At 63.1% G+C, this 20213-nt stretch carries 19 protein-coding genes; 12 read left to right on the top strand and 7 right to left on the bottom strand.

Annotated elements, in window-relative coordinates; all coding sequences use genetic code 11:
* Window positions 1-58 precede the first annotated feature (58 nt).
* Window positions 59-1537, top strand: coding sequence for a CYTH and CHAD domain-containing protein (locus AC15MQ_RS18250; RefSeq protein WP_483080904.1), 1479 nt, complete (start codon window positions 59-61; stop codon window positions 1535-1537).
* A gap of 93 nt (window positions 1538-1630) precedes the next feature.
* Here AC15MQ_RS18250 and mgtE read toward each other — a convergent pair whose 3' ends face one another.
* Entirely contained in the window at window positions 1631-3019 is a 1389-nt protein-coding gene (gene mgtE, locus AC15MQ_RS18255) for a magnesium transporter (RefSeq protein ID WP_287668124.1), read from the bottom strand.
* Between the two features lie 246 nt (window positions 3020-3265).
* Here mgtE and AC15MQ_RS18260 point away from each other — a divergent pair, with 246 nt between their 5' ends.
* Complete coding sequence (locus AC15MQ_RS18260) at window positions 3266-3454, top strand: hypothetical protein (RefSeq protein WP_483080905.1); 189 nt, start codon at window positions 3266-3268, stop codon at window positions 3452-3454.
* Window positions 3455-3545: 91 nt separating this feature from the next.
* Here the strand turns inward: AC15MQ_RS18260 and AC15MQ_RS18265 are convergent, their stop codons facing one another.
* Both AC15MQ_RS18265 and AC15MQ_RS18270 read right to left on the bottom strand, forming a co-directional pair.
* Entirely contained in the window at window positions 3546-4445 is a 900-nt protein-coding gene (locus AC15MQ_RS18265; RefSeq protein WP_483080906.1) for a cation:proton antiporter, read from the bottom strand.
* 124 nt (window positions 4446-4569) lie between these two features.
* Window positions 4570-5385: a neuromedin U gene (locus AC15MQ_RS18270; RefSeq protein ID WP_350496135.1), complete on the bottom strand. Its 816-nt coding sequence runs from the start codon at window positions 5383-5385 to the stop codon at window positions 4570-4572.
* A 351-nt stretch (window positions 5386-5736) separates the two neighbouring features.
* Between AC15MQ_RS18270 and AC15MQ_RS18275 the strand changes: the two genes are divergently transcribed.
* Complete coding sequence (locus AC15MQ_RS18275; RefSeq protein ID WP_483080907.1) at window positions 5737-7209, top strand: DUF1254 domain-containing protein; 1473 nt, start codon at window positions 5737-5739, stop codon at window positions 7207-7209.
* A 142-nt stretch (window positions 7210-7351) separates the two neighbouring features.
* Here the strand turns inward: AC15MQ_RS18275 and AC15MQ_RS18280 are convergent, their stop codons facing one another.
* The 4 genes from AC15MQ_RS18280 to AC15MQ_RS18295 all read right to left on the bottom strand — a co-directional run bounded on the left by AC15MQ_RS18280 (window position 7352) and on the right by AC15MQ_RS18295 (window position 12505).
* The gene (locus AC15MQ_RS18280; protein WP_483080908.1) at window positions 7352-8017 is read right to left on the bottom strand and encodes a response regulator transcription factor; all 666 of its coding nucleotides are present in this window, start codon (window positions 8015-8017) and stop codon (window positions 7352-7354) included.
* Window positions 8014-9882, bottom strand: a complete 1869-nt coding sequence (locus AC15MQ_RS18285; RefSeq protein WP_483080909.1) for a sensor histidine kinase — start codon at window positions 9880-9882, stop codon at window positions 8014-8016. Before AC15MQ_RS18285 ends, AC15MQ_RS18280 begins: the two co-directional genes overlap by 4 nt.
* 232 nt (window positions 9883-10114) lie before the next feature.
* Window positions 10115-11413: an organoarsenical effux MFS transporter ArsJ gene (gene arsJ / locus AC15MQ_RS18290; RefSeq protein ID WP_483080910.1), complete on the bottom strand. Its 1299-nt coding sequence runs from the start codon at window positions 11411-11413 to the stop codon at window positions 10115-10117.
* An 81-nt stretch (window positions 11414-11494) separates the two neighbouring features.
* A complete protein-coding gene (locus AC15MQ_RS18295) occupies window positions 11495-12505 on the bottom strand; it encodes an ArsJ-associated glyceraldehyde-3-phosphate dehydrogenase (RefSeq protein ID WP_483080911.1) in 1011 nt (336 codons plus the stop codon).
* A 212-nt stretch (window positions 12506-12717) separates the two neighbouring features.
* Here AC15MQ_RS18295 and arsB point away from each other — a divergent pair, with 212 nt between their 5' ends.
* From arsB to AC15MQ_RS18340, 9 genes are all read left to right on the top strand, one after another.
* Window positions 12718-13776, top strand: coding sequence for an ACR3 family arsenite efflux transporter (arsB, locus tag AC15MQ_RS18300; protein ID WP_483080912.1), 1059 nt, complete (start codon window positions 12718-12720; stop codon window positions 13774-13776).
* Window positions 13773-14312 carry an RNA polymerase sigma factor SigZ gene (gene sigZ, locus AC15MQ_RS18305; RefSeq protein WP_287668100.1) on the top strand — a complete coding sequence of 180 codons (540 nt, stop codon included), beginning with the start codon at window positions 13773-13775 and terminating at the stop codon, window positions 14310-14312. The genes arsB and sigZ overlap by 4 nt, the downstream gene beginning before the upstream one ends.
* Window positions 14313-14621: 309 nt before the next feature.
* On the top strand, window positions 14622-15002 hold the full coding sequence (locus AC15MQ_RS18310; protein WP_287654847.1) for a hypothetical protein: 381 nt from the start codon (window positions 14622-14624) through the stop codon (window positions 15000-15002).
* Window positions 15003-15103: 101 nt separating this feature from the next.
* Window positions 15104-16405, top strand: coding sequence for a thioredoxin family protein (locus AC15MQ_RS18315; RefSeq protein ID WP_483080913.1), 1302 nt, complete (start codon window positions 15104-15106; stop codon window positions 16403-16405).
* Window positions 16398-16706: a hypothetical protein gene (locus tag AC15MQ_RS18320; protein WP_287654849.1), complete on the top strand. Its 309-nt coding sequence runs from the start codon at window positions 16398-16400 to the stop codon at window positions 16704-16706. The genes AC15MQ_RS18315 and AC15MQ_RS18320 overlap by 8 nt, the downstream gene beginning before the upstream one ends.
* Window positions 16707-16724: 18 nt before the next feature.
* Window positions 16725-17978, top strand: coding sequence for a ferric reductase-like transmembrane domain-containing protein (locus AC15MQ_RS18325; RefSeq protein ID WP_483080914.1), 1254 nt, complete (start codon window positions 16725-16727; stop codon window positions 17976-17978).
* The gene (locus tag AC15MQ_RS18330; RefSeq protein ID WP_287654851.1) at window positions 17978-18346 is read left to right on the top strand and encodes a cytochrome b5 domain-containing protein; all 369 of its coding nucleotides are present in this window, start codon (window positions 17978-17980) and stop codon (window positions 18344-18346) included. Before AC15MQ_RS18325 ends, AC15MQ_RS18330 begins: the two co-directional genes overlap by 1 nt.
* Complete coding sequence (gene atpD / locus AC15MQ_RS18335) at window positions 18343-19776, top strand: F0F1 ATP synthase subunit beta (protein ID WP_483080915.1); 1434 nt, start codon at window positions 18343-18345, stop codon at window positions 19774-19776. The genes AC15MQ_RS18330 and atpD overlap by 4 nt, the downstream gene beginning before the upstream one ends.
* A complete protein-coding gene (locus AC15MQ_RS18340; protein ID WP_287654853.1) occupies window positions 19773-20174 on the top strand; it encodes a F0F1 ATP synthase subunit delta/epsilon in 402 nt (133 codons plus the stop codon). The genes atpD and AC15MQ_RS18340 overlap by 4 nt, the downstream gene beginning before the upstream one ends.
* The last annotated feature ends 39 nt before the right edge of the window (window positions 20175-20213 follow it).

A 20213-nucleotide genomic window follows, 5' to 3' on the forward strand; every position in this document is an offset into this window, starting at 1 on the left:
GGTGAAGCAGGATACTAATCCGGGGTATGCATCGCTTTTCCCTCCAGGAGGGTTTGCCGTGGCTACAGAAACCGAAATCAAGTTGTCGCTGCCAGCGCACGCCGCCAGTCAGGTGGCCAAACAGGCCCTGTTGGCCGGCGTCGAACCGCAGCGGCAATTGCTGATCAACACCTATTACGACACGCCTGACCTGCGCCTCAGGCGCGAGCGAATTGTCGTCCGCTACCGGCAGAAGGGGAGCCAGTGGTTGCTGACCGTCAAGACGGCCCCGCAACTCACGGCTGGTCTGGCCCAGCGCAGCGAATGGGAGGTTCCAGCTCGGCCGGGAGCGTTCGATTTTTCGCATGTCGATAGCGATAGTCTGCGCGACCTGCTGGAATCTCTTCGGGACGAATTGCAGCCGCTGTTCACCACCCACTTCCGACGCCATATCTGGCTGCTGGAGCCACGCCACGGCGTGCGCATCGAATTGGCTCTCGACCGCGGCTGGATCGACGCACGCGGTCAACGCCAGACCATCCGCGAGGTTGAACTGGAACTGCTCTCCGGCGAACTTGGTGACCTGTTCGCGCTGGCCGGGCAGTTGCAGGACAGCCTGCCGCTGCACCCGGAGGTCAGCAGCAAGTCGGAACGGGCCTATCGCCTGTTGGCGGATGCGCCGCTGGCGGCGGTGAAGGCGCCACCCATCGCGACCGAGGCGGGCATGTCTTGCATCGGCGCTTTTCGCATGATTGCGTTGTCGTGTCTATACCACCTGCAAGGCAACGAAAAGAGTGTTGGCCGGAGCGACCTGCCGGAGTTCGTGCATCAGGCGCGGGTTGCAATCCGCCGACTACGGTCGGCCATTCGTCTGTGGGAGCCGCTGCTGCCGGAGCACTTCGTCGCACGCTTCGATCCGCTTTGGCAGGGACTCGCCAGACAACTTGGTGATACTCGTAACTGGGATGTTTTTCTTGCGGAAACCTTGCCGGTGCTGGACAAGGCATTTGCAGGCGGCGGCGAGGTCGAACGGCTGTCCACCTACGCCCGTCGCCGCTCGGCGAGCAGCCGCAGGGCCACCGGGAAAGCGCTTGGCATGGCAGACTACTCGCGGTTGCTGATCGACTTCTCCACCGCGCTCCTGGCCTTGCCGGAAGCTGGTGGCGGGCCGCTCGGAAAGTTCGTCCCGCGCTGCCTGAAGAAAACTGCGAAGCGGGTCAAGGAGCGCGCTGCGGACGCGCTGGGCGCTGGCGTTGCCGCCCGTCACCGCTTGCGCGTGGCCTTCAAGCAACTGCGCTACGCGCTTGAGTTTTTTACCCCGATCCTTGAAGGACCCGTGTTGTCCAACTACCATCACTCGGCAAGCTGTCTGCAGGACCTGTTGGGCCGTCTGAACGACCTGGCGGTTGCCGAGCAGCTTATTGCGGAGGCCTTGCCCGGCAGGAAGGGTAAACGGCTAGCAGGCTGGCTGGCAGCACAGACCGAGTCCTTGCTGCCTGAATTCAGCAGGGCGTTGAATGATTTCCAGCAGCAGCGAGAGCCTTGGCAGGTGGCGTAAGATTGCTTGGACGGTATCCGCTGGTTACGCTCGTTGGCCGCGGTGTGCGCTGAACGTGTCGCCGCTGGCTGTCCAGGCCCGGCGGCGACACGGTTACAACTTGTAAATCCAACTGGCGATTACAAAGTAGTTCAGGACGCCAAGGATGTCGATGGCGGTAGTCACGAACGGTCCTGTGGCGACCGCCGGGTCTACCTTCATGCGTTGAAAGATCATCGGCAGCAGCACCGCGAGTAATGCGGCGCCAGTCATGTTGCCGAGGATGGTCAGCCCGACAACCTGGCCGAGCTGGAGGCTGTGGTGAACCAGGTAGCCGTAGATGGCCAGGATCACGCCGTAGAAACTGCCCAGAACCAAGCCGACGCGCAACTCCTTGAGTACCAGCGGTACGGTATCCCTGACGTCGATCGCGCCCGTGGCCAAACCGCGCACGGCGACCGTGGCCGATTGCACGCCGACGTTGCCGGCCATGCCCATGACCACCGGCAGGAAAGCACTGAGCACCAGGACTTCGCCGAGAATTGCTTCGTATTGACCGATCACCGCCGTCGCCGCCAGACCGCCGACGAACGCTGCCAGCAGCCAGGGCAGACGGATTCCGGCGATCTTGAACGCAGAGTGGGTGAGCGTTTCCGACTCGCTGGTGCCCGCCATCTTCAGCATGTCGCGGGTCGTTTCCTCTTCGATGACATCGATGACGTCATCGACCGTGACCATGCCGACCAGCACATTGTCCTCGTCCACCACCGGGATGGCGAGCAGGCGATACTTGTCGACCAGCATGGCGACAGTTGTCTGGTCGGCGTCGGTCGTGACCTTCATCACGCGCCGGTTCATGACCTTGTGCAGCGGCGTGCCGGAGCGGGTCAGCAGCAACTGTCGCAAGGACACGACACCCACCAGGCGCCCGGCCTCGTCGGTGAGGTACAGGTAGAAAACCATCTCCACGTCTTCGCGGTTACGAATGTTCTCAATCGCTTCTTCGATGGTCAGGGTGTGCGACAGCGAGAAGAAGTCGGTGGTCATGATCCCGCCGGCGCTGTTCGGGTCGTACTGCAGCAGACTCTCGACTTCATCCTTGCTCTCGCGGCCGAGCAATGCCATCAGTTCGGCCCGCTGGTCCTCGGGAAGATCGCCGATGAGGTCGGCGAGGTCATCCGGAGGCAGATGTTCCAGTACGCCCGCCAGCTTCTCGATCGGCGATTCGGTCATTACCTGGGTACGTAGACCGGGTGACAACTGGTTGAAAACATCGGCCGCCATCGCGCTGTCGGCAATCGCGTAAAACACATCCACAATGTGTGCCGGAGGCAAGTCGTCGAGAATTGCCGCCATGTCCGCCGGGTGGATGCGCGAGATCATTTTCTGCAGTGAGCCCTTGGCGTCGCGCAGATACAGCCGGTCAATCGTTTCAACGAGCCGCTTTTTTCTCGTGTCGTAGGCGGCGGATGCAGGTGGCTTGGCTTCCACATTGATTTGCATGACGATCCTTCCCTCAAAAGGCACTGTGCGCGATACTCCAACCGAATAGTTTACCCTGACCGGCTGCGTCGGTCCATCGTTTCAGCACAAAGTGCCCAGTTTCTGCTTTGGCCGCGATTTGGCCGCTTTACACGTTTCCCACCGAGCCTCCACGCGGCCGCATGGCGAAACTTTGTTGGCGCTTTTGCAGAGAATTGTCAGCAGCTGCCCGGTACAACAGGTTTGAAGCCATCAGCATGGCGCTGAATGAGCCTGCTGGCAGGCCGGGATGAATCCGCCCTGCAGGGAGTGATTCACGCGGACGGGGGCGTACGTCGGCGGGAAGGTGTGGCCGGAGAATATGCGATCCTGATGACCAGCGCCGACTACTCGCTGGAAGCCATGGGTCAGCTGTACGGCGTTCTGGCCGATGGCGTGAACAGCTCGAAGAACTGAAGAATCAGTGGGGCTGAGGTGGCAACACGACGCACGGTCTGCAGAGCAGCGACACCGCCATGTCGTTTGGTCTGCGCGAAAGTACGCCCTCTCAGCGGCCGCCGACGGGTTCCTTCGCGACCTCTCCCAGCATCCGTGGCGCGTAGTATTGGGTCAGTATCGGCCCGAGGATCGCCGTGACCAGCACCATGATCAGCACGGCGTTGAGCATGCGACTGTCGAGCAGTGCCTGGCCGGCAGCATTGAACGTCTTGTAGGCGACCAGTGTCGCCGCGACCTGCGGTAACGTCAGTGACCATACCGTTCGACGCGCAGCCGCAGGATAGCCAAACGCGCGGCCACAGGACTCGGCGGCGATCCATTTGCCGATGAGGAGCGCCACGATAATTCCCGCCGCCAGGAAAAAATCTTCACTGATGCTGGCGATCAGCGCCATCGGGTCAATCAGGAAGCTGGTGACGATGAAGAAGATCGGGAGGAACACGGTGTTGCCGATGAACTCCAGCTTGCCCTTGGCTGGTTTGTCCTTGACGGAGGCGTTCACCGCCAGGCCGGCGAGGAAGGTGCCGACGATTCCTGGTAGGTTGATCAGTTGCGCCAGCAGTGCGGTGACCGCGAGGATGCCGAACATCAGGACGAAATAGGTCTCTTCCTCGTTCTCCACGCGCCGCAACAGCCAGGCCCCGGCACGGCCCAAGCCGAGCAATACGAGCGGGATGAAGACGACGATTTCGATCACCTGAATGGCGATCCCGGATACGGAAAAACCGCTCGCGTACAAGGGCACGCAGACGGCGAAGACGAGCAGCGACAGGGTATCGGAAACCATCGTCGCGCCGATCGTCACGACCACGGGTTCGAGACTCGTCGCCCCCAATCTGGCGATGATGGTCGATCCAAGGATGGTGTGCGAGGCGAGCAGCGATCCGACGACGATGGCCGGCAACAGCTCATAGCCGAGCCAGAACGCGACCAGCGTTCCCAGCAGCAAGGGCAGCGAGTGACCACGCCGAAAGCGAGCGAGCGATAGATCTTCTGCCGAAACAGCGGCAGGTCGATCTCCAGCCCCGCGAAGAACATCAGCATGAACCACATGCTGTGCTTTCAGAGGCGAACTACTTCGGGAACATGAACTGCACCTGGGCGCGAATCTGCCAGTTCGGTCCGTCATCCGGGGTGACGACGTTGTAGTAGGCCGATAGCTGCGTATTCACCGGCAGCCGACCGAGGTGGAAGATCTTCCCCACGCCGCCGCCCAGCGGCACCGTCCAGCGCTGGCTGCTGTCGGCCTTCCAGTTGACGGTGATGATCGGCGCGCTCGTCACGTAGAAGCCGCCCGGGAAGTTGTAATTGACAAACGGCTGGATCAGGCCATTGTTGTAGGAACCGCCGCTTCCACTGTCGGAGAGCGACCAGATGTTGTTGGCCAGCACGCCGTAAACCCAGGGATCGCCCTTGTCGAGATGCAGCACCACCACCGATGGGCCGAGGCCCCAATTCCGGTTACCCAGATCCGAATTGCTGTTGGTCGGGATCTGCAGCACCGGCCCGGCACCCCAGATCCACTTGCCGGGCTTGGCCGGCGACAGGAAGGCCGTCAGCACCGTATCGCCGATGCCGTTGCTGCGTTCGCCATCCGGGAGCGGCTGCGAGATGACCGGCACGATGGTGCGGGTGATGATGTTCCACTCGTCGCTGACCGAAATCGGGATCACCGGCTGGATGTTGAGGATGTTCTGCGTCCGCTTGTCCGGACCTGAATTCAGATTGCTGTTGTTCTGGAACGGCACGCTGATCAGGTTGCCGACCGGGTTCTGCGCGAGTTTGGCCAACTCCTCGGCGCTCAGTTCGGCATGGGCGGGCGCTGCGGCGAGCAGTGCGGTGGCCGCCACCGCCAGAGCGTGTATTGTTGCTGTGGTACGAATGGTCACTTGCGACTCCTGTGAAAAGTGGTCCTGGCGGCGCCTTTGGGGCCAGGAGAACCATGGCGACTGCGCCGGGCAGTTCCTCCGGGCCGACAGTCCCCGGCACCCACGCCGGACAGCTACCCGGTCGATGGTTCAGTGGGAAGCACGAATCGCCATGCGACGGCTACTGGTCCAATCCTGTCGGCTGGCATTCTGCACCGTTCCAGGCTGGACGGCCAGTGGCGGTTCGGGTAGTCCGTTTTGCCCGAAGGGGCAGAAGACTTCCAGTTCCAATGTGCTAGCCTGTGTTCACCAGTTGGAGAGATTGGTAGTAATAGATTGCCTTGCGTTATTTCCGGAACAGGAGAAAAAAGCATGAAACAGAACCGTGTGCGGCTGATCGCGGCATCCATCGCTATCGCGCTGTGTGCCGGCCCGCTCTGGGCAGACAGCCCGCGTCCGCAGGCTTCCCCGGAACAGATCGAAGCCATTGAAAACTGGACCTACTCGCTGGCTCTGCAGGCCGCGACTTACGGTGCGCCGCTCGTCGCGATGTACAACTTGCGCTCCACGGTATCCGTGGGCCCGGACCCGAAGGCGAAACCCAACACCGTCTGGAAGATGGTAGACATTTCCACGCCCAAGCTGGCGGCGGAGTCAGGCTATGTGTCGCCCAACCTCGACGTGATCTACGGCTTCGGGTTTGCCGATCTCAACGCCGAGCCGATCATCCTGACGGCGCCTGATTCCCAAGGCCGCTACTACATGATCGAGATCGTCGATATGTGGACCAACGCCTTTGCCTATCCGGCGGGGGGCGCTTCTGGCTACAAGGGAGGCCGGTTTGCGCTGGTCGGCCCGGGCTGGAAAGGCAAGCTGCCGGCTGGCGTGAAGCGCATCGACAGCCCGACGCGCTGGGTCGAATTGCAGCCTCGCGTCAACGTCAAGGGCGACTCCGATCTGCCAGCCGCACGCAAGGTCATGGAAGCCATCACCCTGCAACCCCTTTCGCAGTACCTCGGCGGCGCTGCGCCAAAGCCGGTCAGCTACAACTACGAAGTCCCGAAAATGAAGGCTGGCGTGGCCACCAGTCACATGCAGTTTGATGATCCGCTGCAGTTCTGGTCGATCTTCTCGGCGGCCCTGAATGAAAACCCCCCGCCGGCAGACGAAATCAGGGCAGTATTGCCACAGTACAAGTATCTGGGTATCGAGCTTGGCAAGCAATGGAAGCCGGCAAGCGTGAATCCACTGATTCTCGAGCAAATGAAGAAGGCGTCGGCCCAGATCGGCAAGCTGGCCCTGGGGACCATGCCGCTGGCCGGTGCCCTGAAGGATGGCTGGGTGATTCCGCCGGCGAACACTGGATTTGGCGGGACCGACTACCTGTCGCGCCTCGACGTCGCAGTATTCGGCCTGACGGCCAATACCGTGCCGCAGGCGATCTACTACTCCGGCGTGGTCGATGCCAACAATCAGCCGATGACCGGCGAGAAGAAATACACCCTGACGCTGAAGCCGCCGATGGCCTACGCCCAGCCGGTGCCGCCGGGCTTCTGGTCGGTGACCATGTACGACAAGGCGACGGGTTATACCACGCCGAATCCGATCAACCGTTATCACCTGGCCAGTTACGACAAGCTGAAGAAGGATGCAGACGGCTCCATCACGCTCTATCTGCAGGCCGACAATCCCGGTGCCGACAAGGAGCAGAACTGGCTGCCGTCAGCGAAGGGGCCGTTCTATCTGATCTTCCGCAATTACGCTCCGGCCCCCGCAGTCGCGGAGGCGTTGTCCAGGGACTTCCGTAACTTCCAGGGCCCGCCGGGCGTGGTGCCGGTGCAGTGACTCGCTGATCGGGGCGGGAGGCCAACGCTGCCGCCCGGCAGGCAGCGTTGGCGGGTTGCGAACCGCTTGCCCGCAGGGGCCGCGCCGACGGTGAACGATCTTCACTGGCGGCCGACCACCGGGGCGGAAACCGGCAATCAGCTCAATCCCGTTCCGGCGTGACGTTTCTTTGCATCAGTCGCAAGCAGCCATCGGCTGCCGATCGCTTGAGGCGTTCGGCGATGCGGCCGAGTTCGGCCGTCGAGCTGACCCCCAGCTTGGCCATCACCTGCGCGCGATCGGCCTTGACGGTCCGCTCGCTGACGCCGAGGTAGTCGGCGATCTGCTTGTTGAGCAGCCCGTCGACGATCCGATCGAAGACCAGGCGTTCGCGTTCGCTGAGTACGGCAAAGCGCGCGGCAAGCTTCCTGGCTTCGTCGCGGGCAGCGCGCTGAGCAATGTCGCGCTCGACCGCACGCTGCAGCGCGATGAGCAGGGTCTCACGCTCGACCGGCTTGGTGAGAAAGTCGACGGCGCCGCCCTTCATTGCCCGTACACCGGTGTGTACATCGCCATGGCCGGTCAGAAAGACGACCGGCAGGGTGATGCCGAGCGACGGCAGCGCGGCATGCAACGCCATTCCCGACGGTCCCGGCATCTTCAGGTCCAGCAACAGGCAGCCGGGCCGATCCTCCGGCGGGTTGAGCAGGAATTCGCCGGCCGACGCATAGCCGCGTGCGTCGATACGGGCCGCGGCGAGCAACCGGAGCAGCGCGGCACGCAGCGATTCGTCATCATCGACGACATGAATGAGCGGCTTCGCGTTCATCGCGGATCCGGTGCCCCGCACGTTGCCTCGCCACTGTTCTTGTCGCCCAGCGGCAAACGGACCAGGAACCTGGCCCCTTTGCGGGGATGGCTCTCGGCCGAGATGCGCCCGCCATGCGCTTCGACAAGTGTGCGCGCGATCGACAGACCCAGACCCATGCCCTGCGCCTTGGTCGTATAGAAGGAGTCGAAGAGCAGTCCAAGAGCCTCTGGCGAGATGCCGTGGCCGTTGTCGCGCACGACAATCTCCGCTTCTTTCCCGACCCGTCGCGCTTCGAGGATGATGCGTCGCTCATCCGGCGGCAGGTCGGCGACGGCATCCGTTGCATTGAGCAGCAGGTTGATGACTACCTGCTGGAGTTGAACCTTGTCGCCGGACAGCACGATATCCGTTTCCGCTGGCCGAAAATCCAGCGGCGTTTCGCGGCGTCGCGCCTCGCTGCCCAGCATCGAGACCGCGTCGCGCAGTGCCTCGTTGAGTTCGAACGGTAACGGGGGCCCGGCCTGGCGCGCCAGCAACGCCCGCAGCCGGCGGATCACCTCGCTGGCCCGAAGATCGTCGCGCCGGATGTCGGCAAGAATGGCTCGCAGTTCGTCCGGCCGGCCAGGGCCGGACTCAAGCATCAGTTCCGCGGCTTCCGCATTGCTCAGGATGGCGGCCAGCGGCTGGTTGATCTCGTGGGCGATCGCCCCGGTCAGTTCCCCGGCCACCGCCAGCCGGGCGGCATGGGCGAGTTGCGCACGCTGGGTCTGCATCGCCGATTCCGCGCGGCGACGTGCCCGGCGCTCGTACATCAGCAGCAGGATCAGTCCGGCCTGGAGGGCCATGACCAGGGCCGTGGCGATGACCACGGGCCGGTATTCCTCCAGCACGGAGCGGTCGCCGAAGTGCACCACGGCGTCGTATGGAATGGCTTCAGCGGCGATCCCGAAGCGCCGCAACTGGCGCCAGTCAACATTCAGCCGGGTGGCGGCGATGGCGGGGAAGCTGAGCGTGGCCGGCGCGGCGCCGGCCAGTAATTGGCTGATCGCTTTACCGGCGGTCTCCGTGACAGCCGCAATGTCGGTCATGTAGCCGCCGACGATGCCGTTTCCCAGCCAGGTTTCGTAGGGGCCGTAGACCGGCGCACGGGTCGCGGCCGCCATTCTGCGGGCGGATTCGCGTGGAGATCCGCGCGGCTCGTCTTCGTCGAGATAGAAGCCATTGGTCAATACCACCGCGTCGTCTTCGACTTCGCGCAGGCGTTTCGACAGTTCCACGTTGGGTAGTCCTTCGAGGATCTCGATGGCCAGGCGTCCGGCAAATCGCTGCGCCGCGGCCTTCAGATCATCATCGTAGCGGCGGTCGGGCGTGCGCGTCCCGATGACGATCAGCAGTCGGCGGACCTGCGGGTGCCAGCGCAGCGCCTGATCGATGGTGCGGTCGTAATCGAAGGCGACCCACGAGCCGACAACATCGGCCGGCAGCGGTCGGCTGCCGGCCCGGGTCCGATATACGGCGAGATGCACGACGGGGGCCTGCGGGAAAAGCGCGGCGCGGCGGTCAACCACGAAATCCAGCGCCTTTTCCCCGACGGCAACGATCACCGCCGGCTGTTGTTCGCGGTACTTTTCCCGGATGAAGGCAGCGAGGCTGTCGAGATATTTCTCTCCGGCGAAACGGGGTACGTCGAGGAACTCGTCGAAGACGATGACCGGCTCGGCAGTGGGGCTCTGGATCGCGGCGCGGAGCCCCTGGTCAACGGCGATGTTGACCGGCAGGAAACGGCCGAAGGAATAGATCACCAGGATGTTCTGCGGTTGCGTGGCAGCCGCTGGCGAACAGAACGCCAGGAACAGGGCGAGGTTGGTCGCGGCGACGCGCAATGCACGGGGAGTCCCCGCAAGAAATCCGGTTGCGGCTGGTGCTGGCGATCGCATGGGGCAGGAGGAGGGACTCACGTGGCCGAACTGCAATGCAGGAATCGCCGAGTGTGCATGCAAATCCGCAAGGCTTCAAGCCATCGCCGGAGTGGCTCCGACGATGGCCAGGAGGCCAGCCGACGGCAGAGGCTGGTTCTGCCCGCTTGTTCAGCGCGGCCAGGGCGAACGCGCCACGCTATTCGCCGAGATCGCCGAGCTTGATCGGTTTCGAGCGCGGGCCGAGGTGACGTGGCAGTAGCAGCGACAGCAGGCCGGCCACCAGCACGAACGCCGACGAGGCCCACAGGCAGGCGATCAGGCCGTTGCTCGGCCCGCTCTGCAGTCCCCACTGGTAGAGCGCGCCCGACAGGACCGTGCCGGCCAGGCGACCGGCGGCGTTGGCCATGTAGTAGAACCCGACGTTCATCGCCACCTTGTCGCTATCGGTATAGGCCAGGATCAGGTACGAGTGCACCGCCGAGTTCAGGGCAAACACTGCTCCGAAGACGATCAATCCACTGACGACCACCGTACTCGGCGCCACGCCGGCGCCAAGCCCCAGGGCAATGCCGGCCGGCAACACGGCAAGGACGAAGGCGAGGATCGTCGCCGTCCGCCCGTCGGGTTCGTGCTGCCCCTCGACGCGACTGCGCAACACGCCGGGCGTCGCCGCCTGGACGATTCCGTAACCGATCACCCAGACCGCCAGAAAACCGCCGGACTGCCAGAAGGTCCACCCGAGCACGCTCGACAGGAACACCGGCAGACCGACGACGAACCAGACGTCACGCGCGCCGAAGAGAAAGATGCGCGCCGCAGCGAGCTTGTTGACCGCGCCGTTTCGCGAGAACATCTGCCCGAACTTCGCCTTCCGGTTGGCCTCACCGAGACCGCCGCGCATCAGCAGGGCCGCGAGGATCAGGGTGACCCCGACCAGCGCGACGAGCCACTTGAGCGCGGTCTGGAAATCGAGCACGGTCAGCAGCAGTCCCCCCAGGAAGAAGCCGACGCCCTTCAGGGCGTTCTTCGATCCGGTGAGGATCGACACCCAGCGGTACAGCGTCGCCGACGAATCCTCGGGGACGATCAGCTTGACCGCGCTCTTCGAACTCATCTTGGTCATGTCCTTGGCGATCCCGCTCAGGGCCTGCGAAACCATTACCCAGGCGACGACCAGCCACCCCTGCGGCGCGAAGGCGAGCATCGACAGCGCCGCGAGTTGCGTACCGAGCCCGATGAACAACGTGGTCTTGAGGCCGAAACGGGCTCCGACGTAGCCACCGAAGAGATTGGTCAGAATCCCGAAGACTTCGTAAAAGATGAACAGCGAAGCGACGGCAAAAGGCGTGTACCCGAGGTTGTAGAAATAGAACAATACCAGCATGCGCGTGGCGCCGTCGGTCACCGTGTCCGACCAGTAGGCGGCGGTGACCAAAATGTAATTGCGCAGGCCCGCGCGCGCGGCGTCGCTCCTGGCCGGGGATGGATCGCTCATGCGGCTTCTCCTGAAAGGTTCCGGTTCACCGGGGCCGGCACGGCAGCGCCGGCCCCGCTGGCGATGTCGGGAAGCGCGCGGCTATAGCGACGCGGCAAGCTTGCGCGCCAGTTCGACGTAGCGGTTGGCGTAGCCCCACTCGTTGTCGTACCAGGCGTAGATCTTGACCAGCGTGCCGTTGATCACCCGCGTGTGCGCGGCGTCGACGATCGACGAACGCGGATCGCCACAGTAGTCCATCGACACCAGCGGCCGTTCCTCGAACCCCAGGATTCCCTTGAGTGCCCCTTCTGCGGCCGCCTTGAGCAGGCCGTTGACCTCTTCGACGCTGGTCGGACGCTGCATCTCGAAGACGCAGTCGGTGAGCGAGGCGTTGAGCAGCGGCACGCGCACAGCGTGGCCGTCGAGCTTGCCCTTCAGTTCCGGGAAGATCAGCGCGATCGCCGTCGCCGAGCCGGTGGTCGTCGGCACCAGCGACAGGCTCGACGCGCGCGCGCGACGCAGGTCCTTGTGCATCTGGTCATGCACGCTCTGGGTGTTGGTCGAACTGTGGATGGTGGTGATCATGCCGTGCGAGATACCGATCGCCTCATGCACGACCTTGACCACCGGCGCCAGGCAGTTGGTGGTGCACGACGCGGCGGTAACGATGTGGTCGCGCGCCGGGTCGTAGAGCTGGTCGTTCACCCCCATGACGATATTCAGCGTGTCGCCCCCCTTGACCGGCGCGGCAACGATCACCTTCCTGACCCCCGCCGCCAGGTACGGCGACAACTCGTCGACCGTGCGCCACTTGCCGCTGGCTTCGAGAACAATGTCCACCCCGGCGTCGCGCCAAGGCCCGCCGGCCACGTCCCTGGCGGTGCTGTAGCTGATCGACTTGCCGTCCACCAGCAGGCGCCCGTTGCTGACTCCGATGGCATGCGGCCAGCGACCGTGCACCGAATCGAATTCGAGCAGGTGTGCCGCCGACTCGACCGGACCGTTAGCTTCGTTGATGTGCACGAACTCGAGTTCCGGGGTGTTCCAGGCCGCGCGTAGCGCCAGCCTGCCGATGCGACCGAAACCGTTGATGCCAACCCTGACCGTCATTTGCTGTTCCTCCTGTGAGTGCTGCCCGGCTGGACACCCGGCGAGCCAAAGAATTGAACGCCGCCCACGGCGTTGCTTTGCGAAACGCTTTTATATTGCTAGAATCTTGAAATTCTGTAAACCCCCACTCGTGACATTGATCTGCGTCAGACGGCGACGCACGGCGACAAGCGGGGCCCTGCAACATCGAACCGTCGGAACAGAGGTCTGCCATGAGCGCCGTTACCGGAAAACTGTCCTTCCTCGACAGATATCTGACTGTCTGGATTTTCGCCGCGATGGCTCTGGGTGTGGGCCTGGGTTTCTTCGTTCCGGGCATCGAGGATCTGATCAATTCCTTCCAGGTCGGCACGACCAACCTGCCGATCGCGCTGGGCCTGATCCTGATGATGTACCCGCCCTTCGCCAAGGTCCGCTACGAGGAACTGCCCGACGTCTTCGTCGACAGGAAGGTGCTCGTTCTGTCGCTGCTGCAGAACTGGGTCGTCGGGCCGATCCTGATGTTCGCGCTGGCGATCCTCTTCCTGCCGGACAAGCCCGAGTACATGGTCGGCCTGATCCTGATTGGTCTGGCCCGCTGCATCGCCATGGTGATCGTCTGGAACGAGATCGCCAAAGGTTCGACCGAGTACGCCGCCGGCCTGGTAGCCTTCAACTCGATCTTCCAGGTGCTGTTCTACAGCGTCTACGCCTGGCTGTTCGTGACCGTGCTGCCGCCACTGTTCGGTCTCTCGGGTGCCGTGGTCGATGTCTCGATCGGGCAGATTGCCGAGAGCGTCTTCATCTACCTGGGCATTCCCTGCGTAGCCGGTGTGCTGACGCGGGTGATCCTGCTGCGCTTTGTCTCGAAGCAGTGGTATCACGAACAGTTCGTGCCCAGGATCGGCCCGATCACCCTCGTCGCCCTGCTGTTTACCATCGTCGTCATGTTCAGCCTCAAGGGCAAGCTGATCGTCACCATCCCGCTGGACGTCGTGCGCATCGCTATTCCCCTGCTGATCTACTTTGTGCTGATGTTTCTGATTTCGTTCTACATGAGCAAAAAGGTGGGCGCCGGCTACGGGAAATGCGCCACCCTGTCGTTTACCGCCGCCAGCAACAACTTCGAGTTGGCGATTGCTGTCGCCGTCGCTGTCTATGGCATCAACTCCGGCGCCGCCTTCGCTGCCGTCATCGGTCCTCTGGTCGAGGTACCGGTGATGATCGGCCTGGTGAGTGTTTCGCTGTGGTTCCAGAAGCGCTACTTCGCCTCTGAAAGTGCCAAGGCATGAGCACTCCCTGCTTGCTGGCGGCCTGGTCGATGTGCGAAGCGCAGTTGCGTGGCTATCTTCGTCATCGGATCGGCCAGATCGACGATGCAGACGAAGTACTGCAGGAGGTGTTCATCAAGGCCTTGCGGCAGGGAAGCAACTTTTGCGCGATCGATAACCGACGGGCATGGCTGTTCCAGGTGGCGCGCAATGCGCTGGCCGATCGCCTGCGCGTGTCGCGTGAACACGTCCCCCTGCCGGACGACCTGGTTTCCCCCGAGAACGAACTGGCCCCGGTGGTCGATGACCTGAGCGCCTGCCTGTCCCGGGTGCTCTGCGAACTCTCCGCAGACGATCGACTGGCGATTACCCTGTGCGACCTCGAGGGCCACTCGCAACAGGAACTCGCCGACCGTCTCGGCATCTCGCTCTCCGCAGCCAAGTCGCGGATTCAGCGTGCCCGTCGGCGCCTGAAGGAACGAATGACAAGCGCGTGTCAGGTGCGCTTCGACGAAGACGGAAAGGTCTGTAGCTTTACACCGCGACCGCCGTTGTAGCGCCTTCTTCCTGGGGCATCGGTGAGCAAGGCAAGGTCGGCTTGGACAAGCGCTCTCAGTGCCGCCCGCAACTACCTGGTCAGTTGTTTTTTTGCATAGCCATCCATTCCACTCGGTCCATTGGAAATCGGGGACGGTCGGTGCCTTGACGCCTGCCTCCTTTTTGCGGCTTCCTCGTCTTCACAAACAGGGAGCGATGGTCGCCCAGCGCGTTGATCGTTTCACTTCTCAACCCACGCCAGCGGCATGGCCCCAGGTCCGGCGCCAGCCGTTGATCAGATTCTTTCAATAAACCTGAAAGGAAAGACGATGAAACTCTCCCACTTCACGCTGTTTGCCCTTCTTGGCGCCTCGCTGGGCGTACCGTCCTTCGCACAACCCGGCCCCGGCATGGGAGGAGGGCCGGGAGGTATGAGTGGCATGGGACCGGGGGGTGGCCAAGGGCAGGGTCAGGGAATGCGCTTCGCCTTCGATCAGGACAACACCCGCGGCTGGTCGCTGATGACGACCGAGGAGCGTACCGCCTACCACGACAAGATGCTCGCCGCCAAGACCCTAGACGAATGCAAGGCGATCCAGGTTGAGCACCATCAGGCCATGGAGGCACGCGCCAAGGAAAAAGGCACGACCTTGATGGCACCACGGCAAAACGCTTGCGATCGTATGCAGGCACGCGGTTTCTTCAAGTAGGGCTGCAACTATCGCTCCACCCCGCCGCTTCGTAGCGGGGCCGGAAAACGATCATCTGTTTGGAGATCGAATCCGCTACCAGGCACGGAATGGAGTTAGCGATGACCCAACATTTCCTGGATCTGACCAGAGTATTCCGCCTGATCTGCTTCCTCGCGCTCGCCGCCGTTTTGTCCTCTGCCGCCGCGATGGAGCCGCCGGTGTGGATCGACAACAATGCTGCCAGCGAACGGCGGGTTCATCTGTACTTCTTCTGGACCAGCACCTGTCCGCATTGCCAGGCTGCCCGGCCTTTTGTCGAAGCGCTGCCGGCACGCCATCCCTGGCTGGTGCTGCACAGCCGCAACCTCACTGCGGATCAGAACGCCGCCGACGCCTACGTTTCGATGGCCGAATCCCTCGGCCAGGAAGCCAGCAGCGTGCCGGCTTTCCTGTTCTGCGGACAGCTCGAAGTCGGTTTCGATCGGCCGGAAACGACCGGGCAGGCACTGGAAAAAGCCTTGCAGTTCTGCCGTGAATCCGGGGGAAAGGCGCTTGGGGGGCCTGCTGCGGGAACTCGCCCGGCTCCCGGACTCGATCTCCCGCTACTCGGCACAATGGCGCCCGACCAACTCTCGCTACCGGTGTTCACCGCGGTCATCGCCGGGCTGGATGCCTTCAATCCCTGTGCCTTTTTCGTTCTCCTGTTTCTGCTCTCGCTGCTGATCCATGCCCGCAGTCGCGCGCGCATGCTGTTCATCGGCAGCGTCTTCCTGTTTTTCTCGGGCCTTATCTACTTCCTGTTCATGGCCGCTTGGCTCAACGTTTTCCGCTGGCTCGGCGAAATCACTCTGGTCACCACCGCGGCCGGAGGTCTGGCGATCGTCATCGCGCTGATCAACATCAAGGATTACTTCTGGTTCAAAAAAGGGATTTCCCTGAGTATCCCGGATGCCGCCAAGCCCGGTCTCTACCAGCGCGTGCGCGGCCTTCTGCGAGCGGATAGCATGCCGGCCTTGACGCTGGGAACCATCGCCCTGGCGATCGCCGCCAATTCCTACGAACTCCTATGTACGGCCGGATTCCCCATGATCTATACGCGGCTGCTGACCCTTTCAGAGCTGCCGCCGTGGCAACACTACGCCTATCTGGCCTTCTACAACGTTGTCTACGTCATCCCGCTGCTGGTCATCACCGTGGTCTTCACCTACACCATCGGCTCGCGAAAGCTGTCGGAGACCGAGGGACGTTTGCTCAAACTGGCTTCGGGGGCCATGATGCTGGGACTGGGCATTCTACTGATCGCCGCCCCGGCGGCACTCAACGACCTGCGCGTGGCGCTGGTCCTGCTGGTTGGCTCGATCGGCCTTTCCGGGCTGATCCATTGGCTGAGGAAGCCTGTGCTGAGTGGAAACAATGAATAATAGAGTCTTGATCATCACGCTGCTGCTGTCTGTCGCCGCAACCGCGCAGGCGCGCGGCCCCGTGCGGGCCAGCGAGGCGAATACTCGCGGCTGGCAGTTGATGACACCGGAGGAACGGATCGAACATCAATCGAAAATTCGTGGCTTCAGGACGTACGAGGAGTGCCGCAGCTACCAGGTCGCGCATCACCAACTCATGGAAGAACGCGCCAGAGCGCGCGGCATGGCGATGCCGCAGGGAGGACGTGACATCTGTGAGCACCTGCAGCCGGCAAGCGACTCTCGCCAGCCCTCCAGTTGATTCCTGCGCGAGCCCACCATGTTCCTCCTTCGCTGGCTATCGATTCCGCTACTCGTACTGGTTTCTACCGCAGGCCCCGTTTTTTGGGCCTTTCCGGAGGGCCTGTCGCCCGCACGCAGTCTGGGCATTGTCCTGGGCTGGACAGGCTGCGGCCTGTTGCTCGCCAGCCTGCTGCTGATGCTGCGGGAAACCTGGCTGTCCCGCTGGTTGGGGGGGCTGGAGAGGATGTACCAATGGCATCACCACGTAGGCATGGCCGCTTACGTCCTGCTGCTGGCACATCCGCTGGCGCTTGCTGCCGATGCCTGGCCGGCGTCTCCCACTCTGGCGTGGCAGACGCTTTCACCGTTTAGCCAGGGCTGGCCGGTCCGGCTGGGCTGGCTGTCGCTGCTGCTGCTGATGCTCGGACTCGCCACCACTTTCGCCACGCGCATACCCTATCGAAGCTGGCGCTGGCTGCATGTCTCGCTGGGGGTCGGCGTGCTGGTCGGTCTGTGGCATCTGCTGCAGCTCGGTATCGAGGAACCGGTATTGCCGATCCTGGCGCTGGCCGCTCTGTTCCTCGGCTGGCGAATCCTGCGGGACGATAGCGGCCTGGCTGCCCGGCCGTACATCGTGCAGTCGGCTGCGCCAGTTGCCGACGCCATGGTCGAGATCACTCTCAAACCGCTGGCAGAGCCGATTGCCGTGACGGCAGGGCAGTTCGTCCTGGTTGCTTTGTTCGCCGGGCCGACGTTCAGGGGTTGCGGCGAGTTTCACCCGTTCACCGTCAGTTCGATGGGTGCCGACCGTGAAATCCGCGTCGGCGTGAAGGCGCTGGGCGATTGCACCCGACGCATCCAGGGCATCGAACCGGGTGTCCTGGCGCGGGTGCATGGCGCATTCGGCACCTTCCTGGCCGAGCGACCCGCAGCGCCGCAACTGTGGCTGGCCGGCGGTATTGGTATCACGCCTTTCCTGGCGCTGCTGCGGACGGGCCCGGTCAGTCAGGAGACGACACTCGTCTATCTCTATCGCGCCGAGGCCGATGCTGCCTTTCTGCAAGAATTGCGCGCGCTCGCTGCGCAGGATCCGCAACTGTCGCTGCAAGCTCTGGCCACCGGTAACCAGCCGCCGAATGTTGATTCATTCCTTCCCGCTACCCGCGAGCTCGCCGGGCACGAGTGCTATCTGTGCGGGCCGCCGGGCATGCTGGCCGCGGTCAGACAGTCCCTCCACGAGCGTGGCATCAAGCCTCGCCATATCCATTTTGAAAACTTCGGATTCCGATAATGCGCCGACTCTACCTATCCACCACCATCATTTTCTGGCTGCTGGTGTCAGCCTTCTGGGCAAGCAGCCTGTGGTTGCCGCCGGCCGATGAAAGCGTTGCGGTAGCGGCCGAAAAGGTCATTTCCCGGACCGAACTCGCCAAACACGCACTGCCGGACAACTGCTGGATGGCGATTCGCGGTACGGTCTATGATCTGAGCGCCTATCTGCCCCGGCATCCGTCGCCCCCCGAGCTCGTTCTGCCCTGGTGCGGCAAGGAAGCAACCGAGGCCTATGACACGAAGACCAAAGGACGTCCGCATTCCGCCTATGCGGACGAGTTGCTGGCCAAGTATCGGATCGGCATTCTGGCCGCCAACAAGCCATGACGGAAGGGCTGCTGGCTTTGCCTTCTGCCATCGAAACGGCAAGGTCACCCTGTCCCATCCCCGAGCAGGCGCCGCTTGGGGTGATCGAGGAGGTGCACGGACCGGTCATCGACATCCTGTGCAGCCGCCTGCCACCGCTACATCAGGCGGTGTATGTCTGCCTCGATGGCGAGCGCTACACCTTCGAGGTGCATCGCCATCTCGACGAATCGCGGGCACGAGCGATCGCCCTGCATCGCACGGCCGGTCTGCGCCGGCTGCTGCCGGTCTTCGACAGTGGTGGGCCGCTGCAGATACCGGTGACCCCTGATTGCCTGGGCCGGCTGCTCGACCTATTCGGCCACCCTCTGGATGGCGGCCCGGCGCTCGCGTCGACGGAATTTCGCCCCATCGTCGCTGCCCCGGCACCGCTCTCGGAAGCAATGGGCATGGGAGAAATCCTGCCGACCGGCATCAAGGTGATCGACCTCCTGTGCCCTTTTGTGCGCGGCGGCAAGACCGGCTTGTTCGGTGGCGCAGGCGTTGGCAAAACGGTGCTGATCATGGAATTCATGAACGCCATCGTCCGTCTGCACCAGGGGGTATCGGTCTTCGCCGGGGTCGGTGAGCGAATTCGCGAGGGACATGAGTTGTGGCACGACATGCAGGACGCCGGCGTCATGCCGCGCTCGCTGATGGTGTTCGGCCAGATGGATGAATCGCCGGGAGTCCGCTTCCGCATCGGGCTGTCGGCACTGACCTACGCCGAATACCTGCGCGACCATGTCGCCAAGGAAGTGTTGTTCCTGATGGACAACGCTTTCCGCTTCGTGCAGGCGGGCAGCGAGCTGTCCGGGCTGCTCGGGCGCATGCCGGCGACGGTCGGCTACCAGCCGACACTACTCTCCGAAGTGGCGGAACTGCAGGAGCGCATTTCTTCCACGCGCAGCGGCAATATCACCGCTGTCGAGGCCGTCTATGTACCGGCTGATGACATGACCGACCCGGCAGTCGGGGCGATCCTCGCCCACCTCGACACCACCGTCATCCTCTCGCGCAACCAGGCGGCCAAGGGGATATACCCGGCGGTCGACCCACTGTCGTCGGGCAGTCGCATGATGGATCGCGTCACCCTCGGCGACCGTCACTATCGGGTCGCGCAAACGGTGCGCGAGCATCTCGCGCGCTACCGCGAACTGGAGGACATCATCTCCATGCTGGGCGTCGAGGCCCTGTCGGAAGCCGACCGGTGCACCGTGCTGCGGGCGCGCCTGCTCGAACGCTATCTCACGCAGCCGTTCTTTGTCGTTGCCGACCATACCGGCATCGCCGGGGCCTCGGTCCCTCTGGCTACGACCCTCACCGATTGCGAAGATTTTATCCAGGGAACCTACGACGACCTGCCCGAGGATCGCTGCTACATGCGCGCCGGCATGGAGGGCGTGCGGTGAGCGGCGCGATTACCCTGCATCTGCAGAGCGCGCTGCGCTGCGAGCGCATCGACAAGGTGCAGAGCTTTGTCGGCAGCGATGCCAGCGGCAGCTTCGGCATTCAGCCGGGACGCGCCCGCTTCATGACGATCCTCGACTATGGACTGTCGCGTTTTCGCAGCACGCAGGGTGCGTGGCAGTATCTCGCCTGCCCCGGCGCCGTATTGCGCTTTGCCGACGATCAACTGACTGTCAACACCCGGCGTTACCTTTATGACGAGGACTACGAGCGGATCTCGGATCTGCTGGCGGGGCAACTGGCACAGGAAGAAGAAAAACTCCGGAGCGTCAAGGACAATCTGCAGAAGCTGGAGCAGGAGCTTTTCCGGCGCTTGCGCACCCTGGATCGGTGGCCGTGATGAACGACCATCACCGCAAGTCATTGTGAACGACCATTG

Source organism: Candidatus Accumulibacter propinquus, assembly GCF_056856495.1.